At 67.9% G+C, this 18,071-nt stretch carries 19 protein-coding genes and 1 tRNA gene; 6 read left to right on the top strand and 14 right to left on the bottom strand.

Annotated elements, in window-relative coordinates; translation table 11 throughout:
• Position 1 precedes the first annotated feature (1 nt).
• Positions 2-514 (top strand): hypothetical protein, encoded by a 513-nt coding sequence (locus tag ACLJQ7_RS15815; protein ID WP_410648959.1) that lies wholly within the window; start codon positions 2-4, stop codon positions 512-514.
• Positions 515-547: 33 nt separating this feature from the next.
• A complete protein-coding gene (locus tag ACLJQ7_RS15810; RefSeq protein WP_410648958.1) occupies positions 548-1,312 on the top strand; it encodes a trans-aconitate 2-methyltransferase in 765 nt (254 codons plus the stop codon).
• 53 nt (positions 1,313-1,365) lie between these two features.
• On the opposite strand, the gene ACLJQ7_RS15805 is transcribed toward ACLJQ7_RS15810, so the two are convergent.
• Positions 1,366-1,545: a hypothetical protein gene (locus tag ACLJQ7_RS15805; protein ID WP_007031230.1), complete on the bottom strand. Its 180-nt coding sequence runs from the start codon at positions 1,543-1,545 to the stop codon at positions 1,366-1,368.
• Positions 1,546-1,708: 163 nt separating this feature from the next.
• Here ACLJQ7_RS15805 and ACLJQ7_RS15800 point away from each other — a divergent pair.
• A tRNA-Asn gene (locus ACLJQ7_RS15800) sits at positions 1,709-1,781 on the top strand.
• A gap of 232 nt (positions 1,782-2,013) precedes the next feature.
• Here ACLJQ7_RS15800 and ACLJQ7_RS15795 read toward each other — a convergent pair.
• The 13 genes from ACLJQ7_RS15795 to ACLJQ7_RS15735 all read right to left on the bottom strand — a co-directional run bounded on the left by ACLJQ7_RS15795 (position 2,014) and on the right by ACLJQ7_RS15735 (position 13,464).
• Positions 2,014-2,235 carry a DUF6480 family protein gene (locus tag ACLJQ7_RS15795; protein WP_410648957.1) on the bottom strand — a complete coding sequence of 74 codons (222 nt, stop codon included), beginning with the start codon at positions 2,233-2,235 and terminating at the stop codon, positions 2,014-2,016.
• Complete coding sequence (locus ACLJQ7_RS15790; protein ID WP_410648956.1) at positions 2,232-2,591, bottom strand: hypothetical protein; 360 nt, start codon at positions 2,589-2,591, stop codon at positions 2,232-2,234. The genes ACLJQ7_RS15795 and ACLJQ7_RS15790 overlap by 4 nt, the downstream gene beginning before the upstream one ends.
• Positions 2,592-2,677: 86 nt before the next feature.
• The gene (locus ACLJQ7_RS15785) at positions 2,678-4,171 is read right to left on the bottom strand and encodes an FAD-dependent oxidoreductase (RefSeq protein ID WP_410648955.1); all 1,494 of its coding nucleotides are present in this window, start codon (positions 4,169-4,171) and stop codon (positions 2,678-2,680) included.
• Between the two features lie 165 nt (positions 4,172-4,336).
• Entirely contained in the window at positions 4,337-5,392 is a 1,056-nt protein-coding gene (locus ACLJQ7_RS15780) for an NAD-dependent epimerase/dehydratase family protein (RefSeq protein ID WP_410648954.1), read from the bottom strand.
• 49 nt (positions 5,393-5,441) lie between these two features.
• A complete protein-coding gene (locus ACLJQ7_RS15775; protein ID WP_410648953.1) occupies positions 5,442-6,119 on the bottom strand; it encodes a DUF1990 family protein in 678 nt (225 codons plus the stop codon).
• 223 nt (positions 6,120-6,342) lie between these two features.
• Positions 6,343-6,777: a DUF4383 domain-containing protein gene (locus tag ACLJQ7_RS15770; RefSeq protein WP_410648952.1), complete on the bottom strand. Its 435-nt coding sequence runs from the start codon at positions 6,775-6,777 to the stop codon at positions 6,343-6,345.
• A 190-nt stretch (positions 6,778-6,967) separates the two neighbouring features.
• Positions 6,968-8,503, bottom strand: coding sequence for an FAD-dependent oxidoreductase (locus tag ACLJQ7_RS15765; protein ID WP_410648951.1), 1,536 nt, complete (start codon positions 8,501-8,503; stop codon positions 6,968-6,970).
• Complete coding sequence (locus ACLJQ7_RS15760; RefSeq protein ID WP_410648950.1) at positions 8,500-9,231, bottom strand: class I SAM-dependent methyltransferase; 732 nt, start codon at positions 9,229-9,231, stop codon at positions 8,500-8,502. The genes ACLJQ7_RS15765 and ACLJQ7_RS15760 overlap by 4 nt, the downstream gene beginning before the upstream one ends.
• Positions 9,228-9,548: a lycopene cyclase domain-containing protein gene (locus ACLJQ7_RS15755; protein ID WP_410648949.1), complete on the bottom strand. Its 321-nt coding sequence runs from the start codon at positions 9,546-9,548 to the stop codon at positions 9,228-9,230. The genes ACLJQ7_RS15760 and ACLJQ7_RS15755 overlap by 4 nt, the downstream gene beginning before the upstream one ends.
• A complete protein-coding gene (locus ACLJQ7_RS15750) occupies positions 9,545-9,886 on the bottom strand; it encodes a lycopene cyclase domain-containing protein (protein WP_410648948.1) in 342 nt (113 codons plus the stop codon). The genes ACLJQ7_RS15755 and ACLJQ7_RS15750 overlap by 4 nt, the downstream gene beginning before the upstream one ends.
• Position 9,887: 1 nt before the next feature.
• Positions 9,888-10,850: a phytoene/squalene synthase family protein gene (locus tag ACLJQ7_RS15745; protein ID WP_410648947.1), complete on the bottom strand. Its 963-nt coding sequence runs from the start codon at positions 10,848-10,850 to the stop codon at positions 9,888-9,890.
• On the bottom strand, positions 10,847-12,367 hold the full coding sequence (crtI, locus tag ACLJQ7_RS15740; RefSeq protein ID WP_410648946.1) for a phytoene desaturase family protein: 1,521 nt from the start codon (positions 12,365-12,367) through the stop codon (positions 10,847-10,849). The genes ACLJQ7_RS15745 and crtI overlap by 4 nt, the downstream gene beginning before the upstream one ends.
• The gene (locus tag ACLJQ7_RS15735; RefSeq protein ID WP_410648945.1) at positions 12,364-13,464 is read right to left on the bottom strand and encodes a polyprenyl synthetase family protein; all 1,101 of its coding nucleotides are present in this window, start codon (positions 13,462-13,464) and stop codon (positions 12,364-12,366) included. Before ACLJQ7_RS15735 ends, crtI begins: the two co-directional genes overlap by 4 nt.
• 1,000 nt (positions 13,465-14,464) lie before the next feature.
• Here ACLJQ7_RS15735 and ACLJQ7_RS15730 point away from each other — a divergent pair.
• The 3 genes from ACLJQ7_RS15730 to ACLJQ7_RS15720 all read left to right on the top strand — a co-directional run bounded on the left by ACLJQ7_RS15730 (position 14,465) and on the right by ACLJQ7_RS15720 (position 17,816).
• Positions 14,465-15,355 (top strand): MerR family transcriptional regulator, encoded by an 891-nt coding sequence (locus ACLJQ7_RS15730; RefSeq protein WP_410648944.1) that lies wholly within the window; start codon positions 14,465-14,467, stop codon positions 15,353-15,355.
• Between the two features lie 96 nt (positions 15,356-15,451).
• On the top strand, positions 15,452-16,462 hold the full coding sequence (locus ACLJQ7_RS15725; RefSeq protein WP_410648943.1) for a DUF5914 domain-containing protein: 1,011 nt from the start codon (positions 15,452-15,454) through the stop codon (positions 16,460-16,462).
• 103 nt (positions 16,463-16,565) lie between these two features.
• Complete coding sequence (locus tag ACLJQ7_RS15720; RefSeq protein WP_410649208.1) at positions 16,566-17,816, top strand: protoporphyrinogen/coproporphyrinogen oxidase; 1,251 nt, start codon at positions 16,566-16,568, stop codon at positions 17,814-17,816.
• Positions 17,817-18,071 lie beyond the last annotated feature (255 nt).

The following is an 18,071-nucleotide window of genomic DNA, read 5'->3' as shown; positions in this document are numbered from 1 at the left end:
CATGGGCTGGCTGCGTCACCTGCTGGGTGACCGTGTCCCGGCGGATTTCGACGGATCGCTCGACGACGGCGAACACGTCGTCGGCGGGGCGGCGGTCGAGGGCGGCGGATACCTGCTGGTCACGGCCCTGGGACTGTGGATCCCGGGGCCGCGCCGGGTCGGCTGGCATCTGGTCGGCAAGGCCGCGTGGTCCGACGGAGTGCTGACCCTGACCGAGTCCGAGGAGACCGGGACGGCGGGGGACGCCGTGCTGCTGGCCGACAGGACCCCGGTCCGGTTCCGGCTGCCCAGGCCCGGCAAGGTCCCGCTCCTGGTGCGGCAACGGGTCGACGGCTCGGTCCGCGGACGGCACCGCAAGGACCTCGAAACCGGGGGAGCGTGGTTCGTCGAGCGCAAGGTTCCCGGTCAGGACGGCACGGTGCTGCAGGTGCGCCCCGATCCGGGTACCGACGCCGACGTCGTCAAGGCGATCGCCGAGGAAGCGGCCAGGAAGCTGGCGAAGCCCGGCAGCTAACAGTACGCTCGTACTGTATCGCTGGGAGGCGCCATGTGGGATCCGGTCAAGTACCTCGACTACGCCGACCTGCGGGCCAGGCCGTTCCACGACCTCGTGGCGCGGATACCGGCCGGCCGGCCCCGCCGGGTCGCCGACCTCGGCTGCGGGCCCGGGAACCTGACCACCGGCCTGGCGGAACGCTGGCCCGGCGCGATAGTCGAGGCGAGCGACAGCTCGCCGGAAATGGTCGAAGCCGCCCGCGCCCGAGGCGTCGACGCGCGAGTGCTCGACGTCAACGACTGGGTGCCCGAACCGGACACCGACGTGGTCATCTCGAACGCCGTGCTCCAGTGGGTCCCGGAGCACCGGGGCCTGCTCCGCCGCTGGGCAGGCCTCCTGCCGTCCGGGGCCACGCTCGCGTTCCAGGTCCCCGGCAACTTCGATGCCCCGTCGCACGCCCTCGTCCGCGTCCTCGCGCGCACCGAGGAGTGGGCTCCGCGCCTCGCCGACGTCGTCCTGCGGGAGAACGAAGCCGTCGACAGCCCGCTCGGCTACGGGAACCTGCTGGCCGACGAGGGATGCGCCGTCGACGCCTGGGAGACGACGTATCTGCAGCGGCTGACCGGCGAGGACGCCGTGCTCGAATGGATCACCGGCACCTCGCTGCGGCCGGTCAAGGAGGCCCTGCCGGGCGAGGACTGGGACCACTTCCGCGCTCAGCTCGCCCGGAAGCTGGACGAGGCCTACCCGCCGCGTCCCGACGGGACCACCTGGTTCGAGTTCCGGCGCGTCTTCGTGGTCGCCGTCGTGCCGTGAAAAGGGGCCCTCCGCCTGCGGCGAAGGGCCCCTTCGGTTCGTCTCGGGCACGGTCAGCGCTGAGGCCGCCCGAACCGCTCACCGACCTTGGCGCGAGCGACCCCGGCGGCGCCCTGCACCATGGGGTGGTCAGCGATCTTGCGGTAGGTCCGCACGATCTGCTCGTACCGCCCCCGGCCGGCCTTCGCGCCCAGCACGTAGCCCGCGGCCGCGCCCAGCAGGAACATCTTCATCCGAGTCCACGCCTCCGTTCGATCTTGCTCCAGCTGCCATTGTCCCTCAAAACGCGAGCTTGACGAGGTGATCCCCAAAGTGGGGGGTGGGTGCGCGGCCGCCGGGGCCCATGGGCTAAAGTTCTCTCATCGGTCGGAGCGATCCGGCCGGTGCGGAGCACGATCCCCTGTAGCTCAACTGGCAGAGCATTCGGCTGTTAACCGGAGGGTTCTTGGTTCGAGTCCAAGCGGGGGAGCACAAGCCCAGGCCTGATGGCCTGGGCTTCTTCGTGTCCGGGGGGGCCAGGGGCGATTCAGCGTCGATTTGACGATCGTCCAGCACTTGAACGCCGCCGGCCGCGTCCGATGGTGCGGGCCGGTACCGAGCCCATGGATACGCTCCGCCGACAAGAACCAGTCACCGGCGTCCGGGTCACGCCTTTGCGGACACCGACCACGGCGGCGACCGGCGGGGCCAGAAGGTAGTCCTTAAAGAAGGTCCAGCGCGCGGACGATGAAGAACCCTGCGACGCCGACCACCAGAACCCCGACCGCGATCAACGTGATGACCAGACCGGCCCGCGAAGGGATCGGCTGCGGGTGTGAGAGGCCGGACGTCTGACCCGCGTCGGGTGGGGTGTCACCGGGCGCGACGGAGCCGCCGGCCTCGAGACCGGGTGCGTCTTCGGGTTCGGGACCGGGCGCGGTCATCGCTGCAGTCCGGACAAGGCGCACAAAAGGGCCCAACCGGCTGCGAATCCGCCGATTTTCGCTCGCGCGGATTTGTCCGGAAGCGACAGGCCGAAGATCGTGGCGTCGGCGGCGTCGGCGGTGACCCGGGCCGCCAGCGCTATCTGCAGGGGTTTGCCTGCCGGCGCGAGCATCATGGCCACTCCGATCGCGGTGTCCCGGGCGCCGATGGCGGCGATCAGAGTTCGGACCGGACGCGTGATTTCGCCGGTCGGACTTGTGAGCCCACTCGGTTTCGCCAACAGCTTGGGTGCGACGATCAGGGCGGCGCTGTAAGCAGCGGTGATTCCGCCGAGCGCACGAGTGAGAGCTGGCATAGCGAAGATCTCCTAAATAATGTCGCGGTCTGAAGAACTCTTAGGTCACCGTTTCGCGATCACGGCGAGGCCGTTCGCTTCTCCGGTCAGGGTTTCCGCGTGGGGAGGGGCCTGACAGCGGGTCCTTCGAGGACTGCTCCGTCGACGTCGAAACGGGAGCCGTGGCAGGGGCAGTCCCAGCTACGTTCGGCGCCGTTGAAGCGCAGCAGGCAGCCGAGGTGCGTGCAGCGCAGGGAGACCGCGTGCAGAGCACCTGTGCGGTCGCGATAAACGCCTTTCTTGCCGGTGCCGTCGGGCAGTACGCGGGCGTCGTCGATCGGGACGTCGTCGGGGTCGTGTGCGTCCGGAGAGGCGAGGCGGTCGCCGACGAGGTCTTTGGCGACTTTGGCGTTCTGTTGCAGCAATGTCGGTACGCCTCGCAGGCTGATCCGGTGTGGGGAGAAGGTTTCGGCGTGCGGGTTGTCGATGCCGGCGATCCGGTCGGCGAGGATCGCTCCGGCGATGGTGCCCATGGCCAGGCCCCATTTGGCGAATCCAGTGGAGACCCACAGGTGTGACGCGCCGGGGAGGTAGGACCCGACCATGGGCAGCCCGTCGTAGGCTTTGGGGTCCTGAGCCGACCAGCGGTGCGTGATTTCGGCGATGTCGAAGTGTTGCTGGGCGAAGTCGCTGAGCGCGGTGTATCGGGCGAAGTCGACACCGTGGTCACCCGCCGGATGACTCTGGCCGCCGACGATCACGTGGTGACCGTGGCGACTGAAGGACCATGAGGGGCTGCCGGCGCTGATCGCGAGCTCCTCGGGCGGTGTACCGGATCGCAGACGTGCGGCGATGCAGTAGGACCGCTCGGCGTCGAGCCTGGCGAAGAACAGTCCACGATCGAGGAGCGGGTAGTGAGTGGCCACCACCACGTGCTCGGCTGTCACGCTCCCGTGTGCTGTGTCCACTTGGTACGGCGCCGCGGTGGATACCGAGGTGACACGACTTCCTTCGTACAGGCGCCCACCTTCGGCGAGGAACGCCTGTGCGAGTCCGCGCACGTACTTGGCCGGGTGGACGAGAATTTGACCGGCCAGGCGCACAGCGCCGTAGGTGGGAAAGGGGAGGTCCAATTCGTCGGTCCAGTGAACGGGCAGACCGGCGGCTGTCGCGGCGTCGGCTTCCGCACGGACGGCGTCGCGTTCGTTTTGGGTGTAGGCGAAGGTCGCCGCCGGGGCACGGCGAAAGTCACAGCTCGTCGGGTCGGCCAAGGTGGAGAGCAGTTCGACACCGGCGGTGGCCGCGGCGGCATAGGCCTTGGCCGCGTCCGCGCCATGGGTGCGGGTGATGGTCGAGTACATCGTCGATTGCAGAGCGGTGACTTTCGCCGTGTTGTTGCCGCTGACGCCATGACCTACCGTCCCGGCTTCGAGCAGGGCGACGTCGAAGCCGTGACGCAGGAGAAGCAGACCGGTGGTGAGCCCGGCGATACCGCCACCGATGACGGCGACGTCGCACGCGTGCTGTCCGGCGAGCGGCGCTTGCCTCGACGTCGTCGGCGTGTCCTGCAACCAGAGTGACTGGTCGGCGGTGGTGGTCATCGGCTGCCACCAGTCGTGCGCAAGAGTTCAGGTTTGTCGGGCGACGTCGCCATGGGTATACCCCACCTTGCTGTTGCGGGACGTGTGCTGGAAACGTGATACCCCGTCGGCTCGCGTTGAAACGAATACGCAACGGCAGCCGTCAAGTCGCGTTGTCTCATCGGCTCAGCTGCGTACGAAACGGCTGTGGGGTTCGGTGAGAAATCGGTCCCGGCGCAGCGCCGGGCTGGGCAGCCCGTCGGCTTGCGCCAAGCCGGCGAGTTGTTCCCGTGCCGCGTCAAAGCTGGTGATCCGTGGCTCCCAGCCGAGCGTTTCGCGCGCCCGTGTCGTCTTGACCAGCGGTGATTCGGTGCCGACGTCGTACCATCCCGGCGACATCCGTAACAACCGCAGTCGCCACAGCATCGTGACCAGGCCGCGCAGCAGTCGCGAAGGTACGGGCAGGGCGCGACTTCCGGCGACGGCGGCGAGATCGTCGATGGTGATCGTGTCGGCGGCGATGTTGAACGCGCCCGGCGCGCGTCGCCGGAGTATGCGGACGATCGCGTCGCCGAGATCGTCGGAGTGAACCAATTGGACTTGAAAGTGCGCAGGAAGGGGAAGGACGGGGAAACGGCCGGAACGCAGGAGGCGAACCAGCCAGCCCGGCACCATGGGGTCGAAAAAGAGCGCGCGGAAGCTTGCTGACGCGCCGCTCTGGGTGACCAGGGTGGGCCGCACACTGGACACGATGATGTCCGGGTGGTCGGCGGTGAAGCGTTCCACGGCGCGTTCGGCTTCGGCTTTCCCGGTGCCGTAGCGCGAGGTGGGGATGCCGGTGGCGGCCCACGTTTCGTCGACCGGCTCGGTGGCACCGGGTGCGTAAACGCCGATCGAGGATCCGTGGACGATGTGTGCGACTCCCGCGGTGTGTGCCGCGTCCAGGACCGCGCGGGTGCCTTTGTAATTGGTGCGGTGCAGCTGTTCACCATTGCGTACCGGTTGAAATGCCCAGGCCAGATGGACCACGGCGTCCGCCTTGTCGAATGCCGTGTTCAGCTGATCGTGAACCGTGTCGGCGCCGAGGTCGATCGCGTGCCAGCGGACGCGGTCATAAGGTGGAGTGGACCGCGGGGGGCGGCGGCAGATGCCGACGATGTCGTGGGTTTCCGTGTCGGCGGACAACGCTCGTAGCAGGCCGGTGCCGACATTGCCGGAGGCGCCGGTGATCGCGATGCGCATCGTGTCTCCTCAAACTCGTGAGGTCGTTGGCTACCTTGAGATGCGGGTTTCAGCCCGAGGCGGCGTCGGTGATCGTGAGGTTCCAAGGGCGCGCGAGGGGTCTGCGGCGGGGAACGGTGACCGCGTCAGCTGGGTATCGCAGCAGGTCTTGCAGACGTTCGCCGATCCGGCGGTAGAAACGCAGCTGGGTTCGCCGCCCGAATACCGCCCAGCCCAGCCGCAGCACCGGGTGCAGGGCCGGGCTGACTTGCGAATAGCTGGTGGCGGTGAATTCGACCTCGCCGGTCGCGTGGTGCTTGACCACGGCGTAGTCCACTCGGCCGCGCTCGAGGTGCCCGTCGAGGGTGTCATAGCTCCACCCCCATACGGTCCGCTCGTCACCGCTCTCGTCGAGCAGAGCGGTGACGCGTACACCCATCAGGAACCGCAGGCCGAGGAAACGGCCCTCCAGCAACATGTTTCTTTCGGCGAGGTCAGTGTCGGACCTGTAGTAGGCGTTGATCAGCTCGGGTGGGGTGAATTCGTAGTCACGTACCAATGCCCGAGCCCGCGCCCATAGGCCATGCCGGGTGGGCGCGCCTGGCTCCTCGAAACCTAGGACCTGGCGATGCCGGTCGAAGATCCAGTCGGGCGGGGCGACCTCTTCCCGGTCGTAGTTGATCTGCCGAGCGCCGAGATCGGCGAGCACCGCGAAAGGGTCGTTGGCACTGCCACGGGTAATGCGCATCGAACCTCTTTCCCGGGTGCGCGTCCTGATCATCAACACCGGCGGGGCCGGATACCGCAGTCCAGATGGCCCTCTTCCTGCGGCATCCGGCCCCGGGCGCGGCGGCCGACCGGATGGCGGTCGGCCGCCGTGTTCCTCGCCGTGACTGCGGACTACGAACGCAGACGGCGAGGCATCGGTCGAGCTGGCCGAGGAATCGGCATCCCACGGCGTGGGCGTGGACTCATGCGCCCGATCGCTCACCGTGGGCGGGTTGACCTGGCCGGGCCCGCCCGCCTCGCCGCATCACGGCAGCCGCGATACCGAACGCGGCGAGCGAGGTCAGTGCGTGAAGGATGTTGTCCGCCCAACCGACGTTGACCGCGTCGCCGGCCGTGTTCGTCGCGGACGACAGCACTCCGAAGGCGGTCAAACCGGCGAAAGCAAGGAAGACGAACCAGCCGTAGACGGCCATGGCCGCCGGTTTCAGCACTGCAACCAAGCCACCCACACCGGTGCCCGCGCGGATGAGGTCGAGTATCCCCGTAGCGCTGAAGATCCAGAGAGTGTTCGCACCGGTTTGGTTGTTCTCCGGCAGGAAGAAGAAGCCCAGCACGCCGAGAGTCAGATGCACCAGGGCGAGAACGATCACCGCTAGCCGAACCGGGCGCTCGTTCATCGGAAGGTGCCTCCCTCCGCCGTCATGTTGCTGTCTTCGTGCATCTTGCTGACACCGAGGCGATCGGTTTCCGGTAGTCACCCATAGTTGCTTCCACCTTCTGAAACGGTTGTGGAGCGATCTGCTCGGATGATTACCCCCTCGGCACGGATTCACACATCGCACCGACCTGCCGGTTGGAGGTCCGAGGTCAGTCGGTGAAGTATCTCGACGCGGCGAGCCGGTTCAGGAACGCGATGCGCCCGTGGTTCGGCACCGACCGTATCGGGTGACCTGCGAGACCCCAGTGCCGCAACAGTGTGTTCGCGGCCTCCCAGCCGGTAGCGGCCGCACGTTCCATGAGGGCGACGGGCAGGTCGATCCGGATGCCGTCGCCGGCGAGCACCAAGGTCGTTTCGGGTGTCTTCACGGGGGGCCGGCGGGCGAAGTCGCCGACGCCGAACAGGGGACAATCCTGCCGCCACAACGTTTTCTCGCCGATGACACGCGCGTCCCGGGTCTCCGGGTAGATCTCATGGAGACGCGCTTCCAAGGCCTTTTCCAAACCGCTGGTGTCCTTTGTGGTGGCCGCGTAGGCGTGGAGTTCCACCACCGAACCGCCGGTGCGAGCGGTCCATCGTCGTGCTTCACCCTCGTACCGGTCGAGCAGACTGATGTTGTCCAAGGGCGGGACGCTGCCGGTGCCGAGGAAGGGGGACCGGTGCGCACCGACAGGGTGGTCGAGCCACAGCCGCCGGACCAGGAACGGTGGTGCCGTACGCATTTCGCCGATCGCTGTTCGCCAGGCCTCGGTCCCGACGGTGGGGGAGCCTTCGACGACTGTCCGCAATCCGGTGACGTCGCAGGCGAGGACGACGCCGTCGAAGTGCTCCGTGCGATCGCTGACTTCGATGTCGAAGCCGTCCTTCCGCCGGACGAGAGAGTCGACGGTCGTGCCGGTACGAAACTCGACGCGACGGCTGGTGAGGTAACTCATGAGTGGTTCCCAGAGCGCCTGTGGGAACGGTTCGGTCGGCACGTCGAAGACGAGGCCTTCGCTCGAACCCAGGAAGTACAAGTGGAACATGGTCGCCAGTTCCGCGGCCGAAAGTTGTTGCGGGTCGGCGAAGAAGCTGCGGGAGAAGACTTCGAACGCGAGGTGCTGTGCTGCAGCGGGGAAATTGATCGCTTCGAGGAAGGAGGAGGCGTCGGTGCGGTCGAGCCGGTGGTAGGTCTCGGGCACACTGACCGTCGCCAGCGGCAGGGCGTCGCGGCCGCTGAGCCGCAGCAGGTCCTTGGGGGTGAACGTCGGGCTTCGCCAGGCGAAGGCCAGTGCGTTCCACGGTGGTGTGCGCGGGAGTCCGGCGAAGCTGTCGGTGCGCCCGTGCGCGTCGAGCAGCGGGTAGTCGGCCACCGGGGTGAGCCGCTCGAGATGGGGATCGGTGCGCGTCAGCAGCGCGCGCAGGTTGTAGTACTGGCGGAAGAAGGCGTGGAATCCGCGGCTCATGGTCACCGTGGTGCCGTCGGGTAGCTCGTCGCTCCAGCCGCCGACCCGCCCGCCGAGGTGATCTTCGCGTTCGAAGACGGTGACGTCGACGCCCCGTTCGGCCAGCCCGGTCGCCGCGGTGAGCCCGGCGATGCCGCCGCCGATCACGGCCACGGCCGGGCGTTCGCCGAGCTGGCCGGCGTCGGCCAGGCCGCGTGGTGCCGGGCGGGTGACAAGCTTCGGGTCTTGGGGCGGGGTCACGAAGTCTCCTGTGGGGCGGTGCCGACGACGGTGTGCACGATGTCCCGTTGCCAGCCGGGGACGGTCGCGGTGTGGACGTCGACGAAACCGGCGTCGGTGAGGCGCTGGGCGAGTGCCCGGAGCCCGTCGAACTCGAGAACGCTGCGGCGAAGGTGGCGATAGAGAGTCGCGTCGCCGGTGGTGAACTTCCCGAGCGGGATGATCACGCTCGCGCACACGGCGTTCCAGACCCAGCGGGCACGCCGCGAATCGCGTACCGAGTATTCGTGCACGGCGATCCTGCCACCGGGGCGGAGCAGGCCCCGCAGGCGGCGCAGTTGCGTGGTCGGGTCGGTGAGGTTGCGCAGCAGGTACGCTGCCAGGATCGCGTCGAAGGGTCCGGTGACTCCGGCGAGTTCCTCGACCGGGGTGTGCACGAACTCGACAGAAGGCGGCCAGCTCTTCGCCCGAGCCCTGGCCAGCATCTCGGCGGACGCGTCGAACGCCGTGATCCGCGCGTCGGGTGCCGCGAACGCCAGGGCGGCCGTCGACGCCCCCGTCCCACAGCCCGCGTCGAGCAAGCGCACATCGGGCTCTCCCAGCGGAATGTCCAGCCTCAGGGCGGAAAGCCGGAGGTGTTCGTGATATCCGGGATTGGCGCCGACCAGCCGGTCGTACCAGCGTGCCTCCGTGTCGAACGCCGACGGCACCGAATCGCGCGGCAGGCCGTCTTTGGCCAGCTCGTTCATCGTGCCTCCTCGCGCTGCCGGGCCCGTTCCCACACCAGCAGCACCGCTGTGACCAGTGCGTAGCCGAACAGGAAGTCCTCGACCGGGATGTCCCAGGGGAATCGCCAGCCGGTGATGTGCTCGGGTGCGTAGAGGACGATCGGCGCGGACAGCTTCGTCAGCCATCCGTCGACGGGGATTTGAAAGCCGGTGACGATGGCGATCGTCAGCCAGTAGGCGAGCTTGCGGAACAATCCGGTCTTCAGCACGGCCAGCTCGACGGCGACGACCAGAATCGTCGCCGCGACGACCGGGACGGTGTAGCCCCACGGGATCATCGTCGCGTCACCTGTTCGGCGCGTTGCCGGATCGCCGCGAGCGTGAGCTGGACCATCTCGTAGGTGAGCACTCCGCACACCGGGACGACGACGAAGAACAGGATCTCTTCCAGCGGGATGGCGAACGGGGCGTGCACACCGGTGACGAATTCGGGCGCGTAGTCCCAGACCCCGGCCGCGATCGCCACCGCGTCCCAGACCAGGAAGACCACCGCCACCGGGAGTACCGCGCGGGCGAGCCGTTTCGGCTGCCGGTAGACGCGGGCACCGGCGAACTCCAGCGGCAGGGTCACCAGGACGCACGCCGCCAGCACGATCAGGTATTCGGCCTTGCCCATTTCAGCCCACCGCCGACGGAGGAGCGGGCGCGGGATGCCTGGTGCGGGCCCAGCGCGAACGTGCCAGCGCGCCGCAGGCGACCGCGAGCCGACGGCGCCGCGATACCGTGGCGCGGCCGGCGAAGACGTCGTGATTCGCCTCTTCGATCCGATCGAGGATTTGCCCGTACAGGCTGGCGGCGGTGGCGACGCAGGGTTGCGAGACCGGATGCAGCATCGCGATGCCCGGCCGGGCCTCGGCGTAGATCTGCCGGGTGATGGCGACCTGCTCCTTGATCGCGGCCCGCACGGATACGTCGGCCCGGCCGTGCTCGGCGCACCACGAGAGCCGTTCGCGATCGACGTCGTGTTCCTTGAGTTCGTCGGCGGGTAGATAGACGCGTCCGCGCGCGAGGTCCTCGGCGACGTCGCGAAGGAAGTTGGTGAGCTGAAAGGCTTTGCCGAGCGCGGCTGCCCTCGGAGCCGCTTCTGCGCGAGGGGACACCGCGCCGAGGATCGGGAGCACCTGCAGGCCGATCACTTCGGCTGAGCCGTGTACGTAGACGTCGAGGTCTTCGCGGGTGGCGTAGTCGGTCACGCTCAAATCCATCCGCATCGACGTGAAGAAGGCGCGGAAGAGACGTTCCTCCAAGTGATATGTGGCGGCCGTGTCGATCACGGCGGTCAGCAGGGGATCGTCGCTCACGCCCGCGGCCAGGTCGGTGAGGAAGCGTCCCTCCACTTCGGACAAACGGGCGGCCAGTGATCGAGGTGTCGCTTCGGGGTCGGGCTCGTCGACGATGTCGTCCAGCCGGCGGGCGAAGCCGTAGAGCGCGTGGACGGCGGGCCGTTGCGCCGGGGCCAGCATCCGGGTCGCCAAGAAGTACGTGCGGCCGTGGCGGGCGTTCAGGCCGCGGCACCAGGTGTAGGCGCGTCGAAGATCGGGATCGTGGATTCCGGCGGCGTCCAGTTCACGTTTGGTCATTTGCTCGCCTCCGCTGCCGTATCGACCCTTCGTGAGCGTGAGCGGGCGGGCACGCCGGTGATCCGATCGGCGGCCAGCCTGCCGGAGATCAGCACGGTCGGCACACCGACTCCCGGCACCGTCGAGCCCCCGGCGAGAATGACGTTCTCGGTGCCACGCGGGAGATTTTTGGGACGGAACGGTCCGGTTTGCCCGAAGGAATGCGCGTAAGCGAACGGTGTTCCGGCCACCATGCCGCGGCGCGCCCAGTCCGCGGGGCTGATGATTTCGGTGAAGTCCGGCTCGAAGTCCGGGAGCTGCCGCCGGCGTGCCACGGCCAGGATCTCCTCGGCGTACGGTCCGGCTTCGGTCGCCCAGTCGATCGGCCCACGGTCCAGGTTCGGTACCGGCGCGAGGATGGAGTAGAGCTGACAGCCGGGCGGTGCCAGGCCCGGGTCGGTCGCGGTGGGGCGGGTGATCAGCAGTGACGGATCGGTCATCCGGCGCCCGATTCCGATGAGTTCGTCGAAGGTCGACCGCCAGCCCTTGCCGAACGAAATGGTGTGGTGCCCGACGTCCGGTTCTTCACCGGGCCCGCCGGTGTGCAGGATCAGCGCCGACGGCGCGGCCCGCAGCGGAACTGGTCGCTTCGGGCTCCGGTCGAGAAGCCGGTAACTTTCCGGTAGCTCGGTCGTCAGCACGACGGCGTCGCACCGATACCGTTCGCCGTCGGCCGTCCGGACAGCGGTGATCCGGGCGCCCTCGCGTTCGAGCGTTTGGACCGATTCGCCGTAATGGAAGCGGACACCGTGCTCGGCGGCGACTCGCGCGAGTGCTTGGGGGAGTGCCGCGATACCGCCGGGCGGGAAGTACACGCCGCCGATGGTGTCCATATAGGAAATGACCGCGTAGAGCGCCAGCGCCCGCATCGGAGACTCGCCCGCGTACAGGGCCTGGAAGGTGAACACCCGCTTCAGCCGCTCGTCGGAGAGGAACGAACCGATCTTGGGGTCCAGCCGCCTGAAGCCGCCGAGCGCCACGAGCCGCGCGAGGTCGGGCGTGAGCATGCCTAGCGGTGAGTCGATGTTCGAGTCGATGAAGCGGGTGAATTCGGCGCGGTAAAGGCGAGTCAGCCATTCGCGCAGCCGAACGTACCCGGAGGCTTCTCCGGGCCCGGCGAACTGCCGGACGGCGTCCGTCATCGCGGCCGCGTCGGTGTGCACGGGCAAGGTGTTGCCGTCGGCGAAATGCGCGACATACGCCGGATCGAGGCGGGTCAACGGCAGTTCTTCACGTAGTTCCGCGCCCACCGCGCCGAACGTGTCCTGCAGGATCGACGGCATCGTCAACACGGTCGGTCCGGTGTCGAGCAGATAGCCCTTCCGCTCGACGCGCCCCGCGCGGCCACCAGGGGCCAGCTCCCGCTCGAGGACGGTGACCTCGCGTCCGCGGCCTGCGAGGTGCAGGGCCGCGGCCAAACCGGACAGTCCCGCTCCCACGACGACGATCCGGTCGGTCCGGCCGGGAACGGTCTTCATTGGTCGCGCTCCGTGCATCGGGCGGCCAGAACGGCCAGCGAATCCGCGGCGTGCGGCGGGATGAGCGCGTGGTCTATCGCCGCGATGGCCTTGTCGGCGCGTTCCCTGATGAGTTCGCCGAGACGATCACGGGCTCCGGACGTCACGATGAGGCTGTGCCAGCGCGACACGGCTTCGTCGTCCACCGCGGGAACCGAGAGCAGTTCCTCGATCTCCCTGCGCTGCCGTCGATCGGCCATCTCGGCGGCGAGCACCACGACGCTCGACGCCTTCCGGTCGCGGAGGTCTTGGCCGGCGGGCTTACCGGTGACCGCCGGATCACCGAAGACGCCGAGCAGGTCGTCTCGGAATTGGAACGCCTCACCCACCAGTGCCCCGTAGTCGGCGAGAACGGCCAGCACGTCGGCGTCGCAGCCGGCCAGGGCCGCGCCGAACTCCAGCGGCCTGCGGACGGTGTAGTTCCCGGACTTCCGGCGCAGGATGTCGAGAAGTGTCTCCCAGCTGGGGAGTTCCCTGGCGTCGTTGACCAGGTCGGCAAGCTGCCCGACAGCCAGCTCGGTGCGCATCAGATCGTATCGGGGCCAGCCACGGGAGAGCGTCTCGGTGCCCAGGCCGGATTCGCGCAGCATCTGCTCGGACCAGACCAGGAAGAGATCTCCGAACAGCGTCGCCGCGGATTCGCCGAACCGGTCGGCGGATCCGCTCCAGCCCTGCTCTCTGTGCCAGCGCGCGAAGCGTACGTGCAGTGCGGGCCTGCCGCGTCGCAGCGGTGAACCGTCCATGACGTCGTCCTGTGCCAAGGCGAAACAATGGAGCAATTCCAAGCTCGAAGCCGCCCGCAGCGCCGCGTCGGATTCCGGCTTACCGCATCGCCAGCCCACATAGGCGAACATCGGGCGCAGTGATTTCCCGCCGGCGACGAACTGAGGAATGACGGTTTTCGCCAGCGCGCCTTCGCGGCGGTTCGCGAATTGGTCGATCGCCCGCGCTTCGGCGAAATGGTGTGCTTCAGCCAGGCAACGCTCGCCGAGCGCGTCCAGCCATGCGATCCGTGCCTCCTCCGATGGCACCACGTCCGTCGTGGTGATCGACGCCATCCGGCTCCCCCTCCGTTGATCCGGTGCTTCGATTCGCAACCGTTTCATAGCTGGTGTACCTTGTCTACTAGTCCAGCGCCACCTCCGCAAACTGAGCACCATTGGTTGTGAGGCATGGATCCTTGCCTACCTCGGGCACCGGAGTGGTAAACCCGGATCGCTCGCGAATCGAAGATGGCCGCCTCGTGACCGAGGGTGGCAAGACCCCGCCACCCTCGGTGGTCGGCTCGATACCCCTCGAGAGCCGGACCCCGGAAGCCCGGCGGCGCCTGTGTGCACTGGTCTCTCCTGACCACGCCGCGGCGCCGGGCGTTCTTCCTTGCCTTTATTTCGACAACGCGCGATAATTCGCGCGCATTGTTTCGAGGTTGTATCGCGATATGGGGAAAGTGCGGCCGCTGGGCCTCGGCCGGACTATCGTGTTCTCGTGATGGTCACGCGGTCCGCCGCATTCTCACGTTCATCTAATCATCCCGGTGCCCTGGCCGCGTGGGCCTGCGCCGCCGGAACCGTGTTCTGCCAGAGTCCCTATTCGGTCACCGATGCCGGAGCTCGCATCCCGCGTGGTCGCCGGCGGGGTCTGCTGGCCGAGGTCGTGGGGCTGCACACTGGTTTCCCGTTCAGGTACTACCAGTACACGGAGCTGCTCGGCTGGCGTATCGCGCGTTGCCCGGTGTCGGCGGCATCCACCGCATCCCGCTCGAAGGCGAACGCGTGCCCGGCTCCCGCCTTGTATCATCGACAAGCTCGACGTCACCATGCGGACCGTGTTCGTGCACACACGCGGGGTGAACTCAGTAGACTGAAAGCGCGGGTATCCGCACGGTCACATGCCGGCTTCAAAGTGACGTAGTCGTAGGGCAGGGGTGTCCTCTGGTCGTCGGATGCCGTATCCGTAAGACGAACCTGACCGGTCGTCGGCTGTGTCCGGCGAAACTCGGGTTCGCGGGTGGGCGGGCGCGTCAACGACGGTTTTGGGTTATGGGAACGTGGTGCTGGGATGAACGTCGAGCAGATGAGCGGCGGTATCGGCTCTCAAACGGGTGGATCGTGGACCCCCGGTAAGGTCGCCGAGATCCTGGGCGTCTCGCCGGTCACGCTCCGGACCTGGGCAGCGCGCTACGGCATCGGCCCCACGTTGCGAGCCGACGGACGCCATCGCCGGTACTCCGACGTGGACGTCCGCAGGCTGCAGCACATGCAGCGCCTCATCGACCGGGGTATACGCGCCCGAGAGGCCGCGGCGGCGGCGTTCTCGAGCGTCGACGAGGCGATGCCCGAGGTCTCGATCGCCCGGCGGGTCGAAGAGATCGAACAGGCCACGGAAGACCTCAGTTTCGTGTCCATCGCGGCGTTGCTGGACGAGACCCTCGATGCCTTGGGCGCGGCGGCCACGTGGACGGAGGTGCTGTTGCCGATCCTGCACAACCTCGGCGGCCGCTGGCTCCGGGGTGATGTGTGCTTCGAGTCGGAATGGGCGCTCACCACCGAGGTGTCCCAAGCGCTCCAGCGCTACGTCACCCGGTTCGCCAAGGCGCCTTCGGAACGCGGAGTGCTCATCGCCTGTTGTCCGGACGAGCGGCATAGTCTGCCGGTCGAAGTCCTGTGCGCGTCGATGGTCGAGGTCGGTATCCCCGCGGTCTATCTCGGCCAGATGGTGCCCGCGGAGACCATGGTCGGCATGGCCGCCAAATTGGATCCGACGCTGATCGTCCTGTGGTCCATGTCCGCCACCACTGTCGATGACCTGCTCTGTCAGCGGCTGCAGCGCCGCGGGTTCGAGGTCGTCGTCGCCGGCCCAGGCTGGGAAGGACTCAATGTGCACGATGCCCCCTGGGTCAACGACCTCGCCGACGCCCTGGACCTCGCGGCCGAATGCATGAAGGCTTGAACCGCCCGTCGAACCGTTGCGGAATCGCTTCAGGTGACAGAGGATGGACGTGGCACGGGCCATTCCGGCCGGTCTCGCGGGGCGGGAGGATTCCTGGTGGGCTTCAGGCGGCAGGTGGTCGAGCGTTGGCCGGCGAATTGGCCGGTCCAGCCGTTCCGTGAACCGGCCTGGGCTCGGCAGGACCCGACGTACCGCGAGTGCAGCCCCGCTCTGATCGACGCCGCGGTCAAGCGCGCCGACGCCCGGCCGGCGGGCAATTGGTTCGTCGTCGCTGCCAGTCGTGAGATCCGCGAGGATCAGCCGTGTGGTGTGCGGGCCGGAGGCAGGGAACTGGTCGCTTGGCGTGGCGCGGACGGAGAACTGACCATCGGACCCGGTGCGTGTCCTCATCTCGGCGCTCCTCTCGATCAGGCTCGTGTCCACTGTGGAGAATTGGTCTGCCGCTGGCATGGGCTTCGGGTGGGACCGCGGCGACCGGGCTGGTCGCCCTTGCCGTCCTGCGACGACGGTGTGCTGGTCTGGGTCCGGCTCGATGACGTCGGGGGTGAGAAGCCGACGGAACAGCCGGTCGTGCCCACTCGTCCTCACGGCTTGACGGTCGATGCGGTAACGACGCTGACCGGGACCTGTGAACCCGTCGACATCATCGCCAATCGTCTCGATCCTTGGCACGGCGCCTGGTTCCATCCGTACTCGTTCACGCGGCTGCGGGTCCTGGCCGCTCCGGGTGGCAACGACGTCGCCGACACCGACGACAAGTTCGTCGTCGAAGTGACCTTCCGGATCGCCGGGAAGCTGGGCGTGCCGGTGATAGCCGAGTTCACCTGCCCGGAGCCACGAACGGTCCTGATGACCATCGTCGACGGCGAGGGCGCCGGAAGCGTGGTCGAAACGCACGCCACCCCACTCGGGGAGGGGCCTGACGGCCGCCCGCGTACCGCTGTGATCGAGGCGACGATCGCGACGTCCGATCGGCCTGGTTTCAGCAAGGCGGCCAGGATCGCGCCGGTACTGCGTCCGATCATGCGACGCGGGGCGGCGCGTCTCTGGCGGGACGACCTCGCTTACGCCGAGCGTCGCTATGCCTTGCGGGCGGGTCACGCCTGACCCTCCGCCCTGGTGCGGGATCCGTGGTGCTCACCACGATTTCGGGCCCGCTCGCATCCGCATGGACAAAGAGTCCCCCATGTGCAACGGTTATGCATCGAATATGACCGGAGGGAAAGTCGCTGTGGCTGTGCACGAAACCGACGTCGTGCTCGTCGGTGCCGGACTCGCCGGGCTTTCCGCGGGGCTGCATCTCCATCGTGCCGGGATCTCTTGCACGGTGCTGGAAGCGGGAGACGAGGTCGGGGGCAGGGTGCGCACCGACGTCGTCGACGGATTCCGCCTCGATCGGGGATTCCAGATCCTCAATCCTGCGTACCCCGCGATACAGCGTCTCGTGGACATCGACGCTCTTCAGCTGGGTAAGTTCTGGCGGGCGGTCAGGGTCGCCGACGATGGCAGACTCAGCCTGCTCGGGAACCCCCTCGACACGCCGAAGGCACTGCGTGACGTGGCGGCCCGGCGCTACCTGTCAGCGAAAGATCTCACCGCACTCGGTGCGTTGACCGTCCGTGTCGCGGGTGGCGCGGCTCAAGCCATCGTCCAAAGTGAAGATCGCTCCACCGCCGACGAACTACGTCGCACGGGATTGTCGGACCGTGCGGTGGATACGGTGCTGCGTCCTTTCCTCGCCGGGGTGTTTCTCGAGGCGGATTTGCACACGTCATCGCGGTTCTTTCGGCTCGTCTGGCGTAGTTTTCTGCGGTCGGCACCATCGTTGCCCGCGCTGGGAATGGGGGAGCTGCCCCGCCGGCTCGCCCGCATGCTGCCGTCGGACGCCGTGCGAACCGGCACGCCGGTCGAAGCCGTCGAGGCCGGTCGCGTGTCCACCGCCGGCGGAGATGTCTGGAACGCGAGAGCGGTCGTCGTGGCCACCGACGGGAGCGTCGCGGCGCAGCTCGTCGGCGGAGTGCCCGAACCGCGGTGGAACAGCGTCACGACTTGGTACTTCGCGCCATCCGAGGCGCCACTGCGCGAGCCGGTTATCGTGGTCGACGCGCGAGGAGGACCGATTCTGAACACGGCGGTGCTCAGCGAGGTTTGCTCCACCTATGCACCGGCAGGGTCCGCCCTGATCAGTGCTTCGGCCCTGACACCGCTCGACGAACAAGAGGTGCGGCGGACGCTGGCCCGGATGTACCGTGCCGATACGGCACGCTGGCCGTTGGTCGGCCGCTATCAGATTCCCCGCGCACTCCCGGCGATGCCGCCGCCGCACCACATTCGTCGCGAGATTCGCTTCGGTGCGGAGGTCTACGTCTGCGGTGATCATCGGGACACAAGTTCCCTGCAAGGTGCGATGGCATCCGGCGCCCGTGCCGCGCGGGCCGTGGTCGCTGACCGTCGGGGCTGAATCCCAGGAATTCGAGCTGGTTGCGGCCGGGCGGCGGCGTGACCGGCTCCATCGCGACGATGGCCCTCAAGCGGCGGAACCGGTCTACACATCGCCGGCCTCATGTGCGCTCACGGCGGGAGGGGCACGCCACCTCACCGCCTCAGGTGAGTTTCCGACGAAACGTGATTAGGCCCGGGTGTGCGGGGGTATGCCGAAGCGGTTTCCCGGGACGGGCACGTCACGGTGGCCGGCGCCGAGCGAAAGCCTTAAGCG

This window comes from Amycolatopsis sp. cmx-4-54, from assembly GCF_046548895.1.
Taxonomy (GTDB): domain Bacteria; phylum Actinomycetota; class Actinomycetes; order Mycobacteriales; family Pseudonocardiaceae; genus Amycolatopsis.
This window is presented reverse-complemented; position numbering and strand designations above follow the sequence as displayed.

What these genes read in the sequence shown, in the direction of transcription:
- ACLJQ7_RS15810 (WP_410648958.1), top strand. Translation starts at nt 548, where the DNA reads ATGTGGGATCCGGTCAAGTACCTCGACTACGCCGACCTGCGGGCCAGG.
- ACLJQ7_RS15720 (WP_410649208.1), top strand. Translation starts at nt 16,566, where the DNA reads ATGACCGGAGGGAAAGTCGCTGTGGCTGTGCACGAAACCGACGTCGTG.
- ACLJQ7_RS15775 (WP_410648953.1), bottom strand. Translation starts at nt 6,119, where the DNA reads ATGCGCATTACCCGTGGCAGTGCCAACGACCCTTTCGCGGTGCTCGCC.
- ACLJQ7_RS15790 (WP_410648956.1), bottom strand. Translation starts at nt 2,591, where the DNA reads ATGCCAGCTCTCACTCGTGCGCTCGGCGGAATCACCGCTGCTTACAGC.
- ACLJQ7_RS15730 (WP_410648944.1), top strand. Translation starts at nt 14,465, where the DNA reads ATGAACGTCGAGCAGATGAGCGGCGGTATCGGCTCTCAAACGGGTGGA.
- ACLJQ7_RS15760 (WP_410648950.1), bottom strand. Translation starts at nt 9,231, where the DNA reads ATGAACGAGCTGGCCAAAGACGGCCTGCCGCGCGATTCGGTGCCGTCG.
- ACLJQ7_RS15785 (WP_410648955.1), bottom strand. Translation starts at nt 4,171, where the DNA reads ATGACCACCACCGCCGACCAGTCACTCTGGTTGCAGGACACGCCGACG.
- ACLJQ7_RS15770 (WP_410648952.1), bottom strand. Translation starts at nt 6,777, where the DNA reads ATGAACGAGCGCCCGGTTCGGCTAGCGGTGATCGTTCTCGCCCTGGTG.
- ACLJQ7_RS15780 (WP_410648954.1), bottom strand. Translation starts at nt 5,392, where the DNA reads ATGCGCATCGCGATCACCGGCGCCTCCGGCAATGTCGGCACCGGCCTG.
- ACLJQ7_RS15735 (WP_410648945.1), bottom strand. Translation starts at nt 13,464, where the DNA reads ATGGCGTCGATCACCACGACGGACGTGGTGCCATCGGAGGAGGCACGG.
- ACLJQ7_RS15795 (WP_410648957.1), bottom strand. Translation starts at nt 2,235, where the DNA reads ATGACCGCGCCCGGTCCCGAACCCGAAGACGCACCCGGTCTCGAGGCC.
- ACLJQ7_RS15750 (WP_410648948.1), bottom strand. Translation starts at nt 9,886, where the DNA reads ATGGGCAAGGCCGAATACCTGATCGTGCTGGCGGCGTGCGTCCTGGTG.
- crtI (WP_410648946.1), bottom strand. Translation starts at nt 12,367, where the DNA reads ATGAAGACCGTTCCCGGCCGGACCGACCGGATCGTCGTCGTGGGAGCG.
- ACLJQ7_RS15745 (WP_410648947.1), bottom strand. Translation starts at nt 10,850, where the DNA reads ATGACCAAACGTGAACTGGACGCCGCCGGAATCCACGATCCCGATCTT.
- ACLJQ7_RS15755 (WP_410648949.1), bottom strand. Translation starts at nt 9,548, where the DNA reads ATGATCCCGTGGGGCTACACCGTCCCGGTCGTCGCGGCGACGATTCTG.
- ACLJQ7_RS15805 (WP_007031230.1), bottom strand. Translation starts at nt 1,545, where the DNA reads ATGAAGATGTTCCTGCTGGGCGCGGCCGCGGGCTACGTGCTGGGCGCG.
- ACLJQ7_RS15815 (WP_410648959.1), top strand. Translation starts at nt 2, where the DNA reads ATGGGCTGGCTGCGTCACCTGCTGGGTGACCGTGTCCCGGCGGATTTC.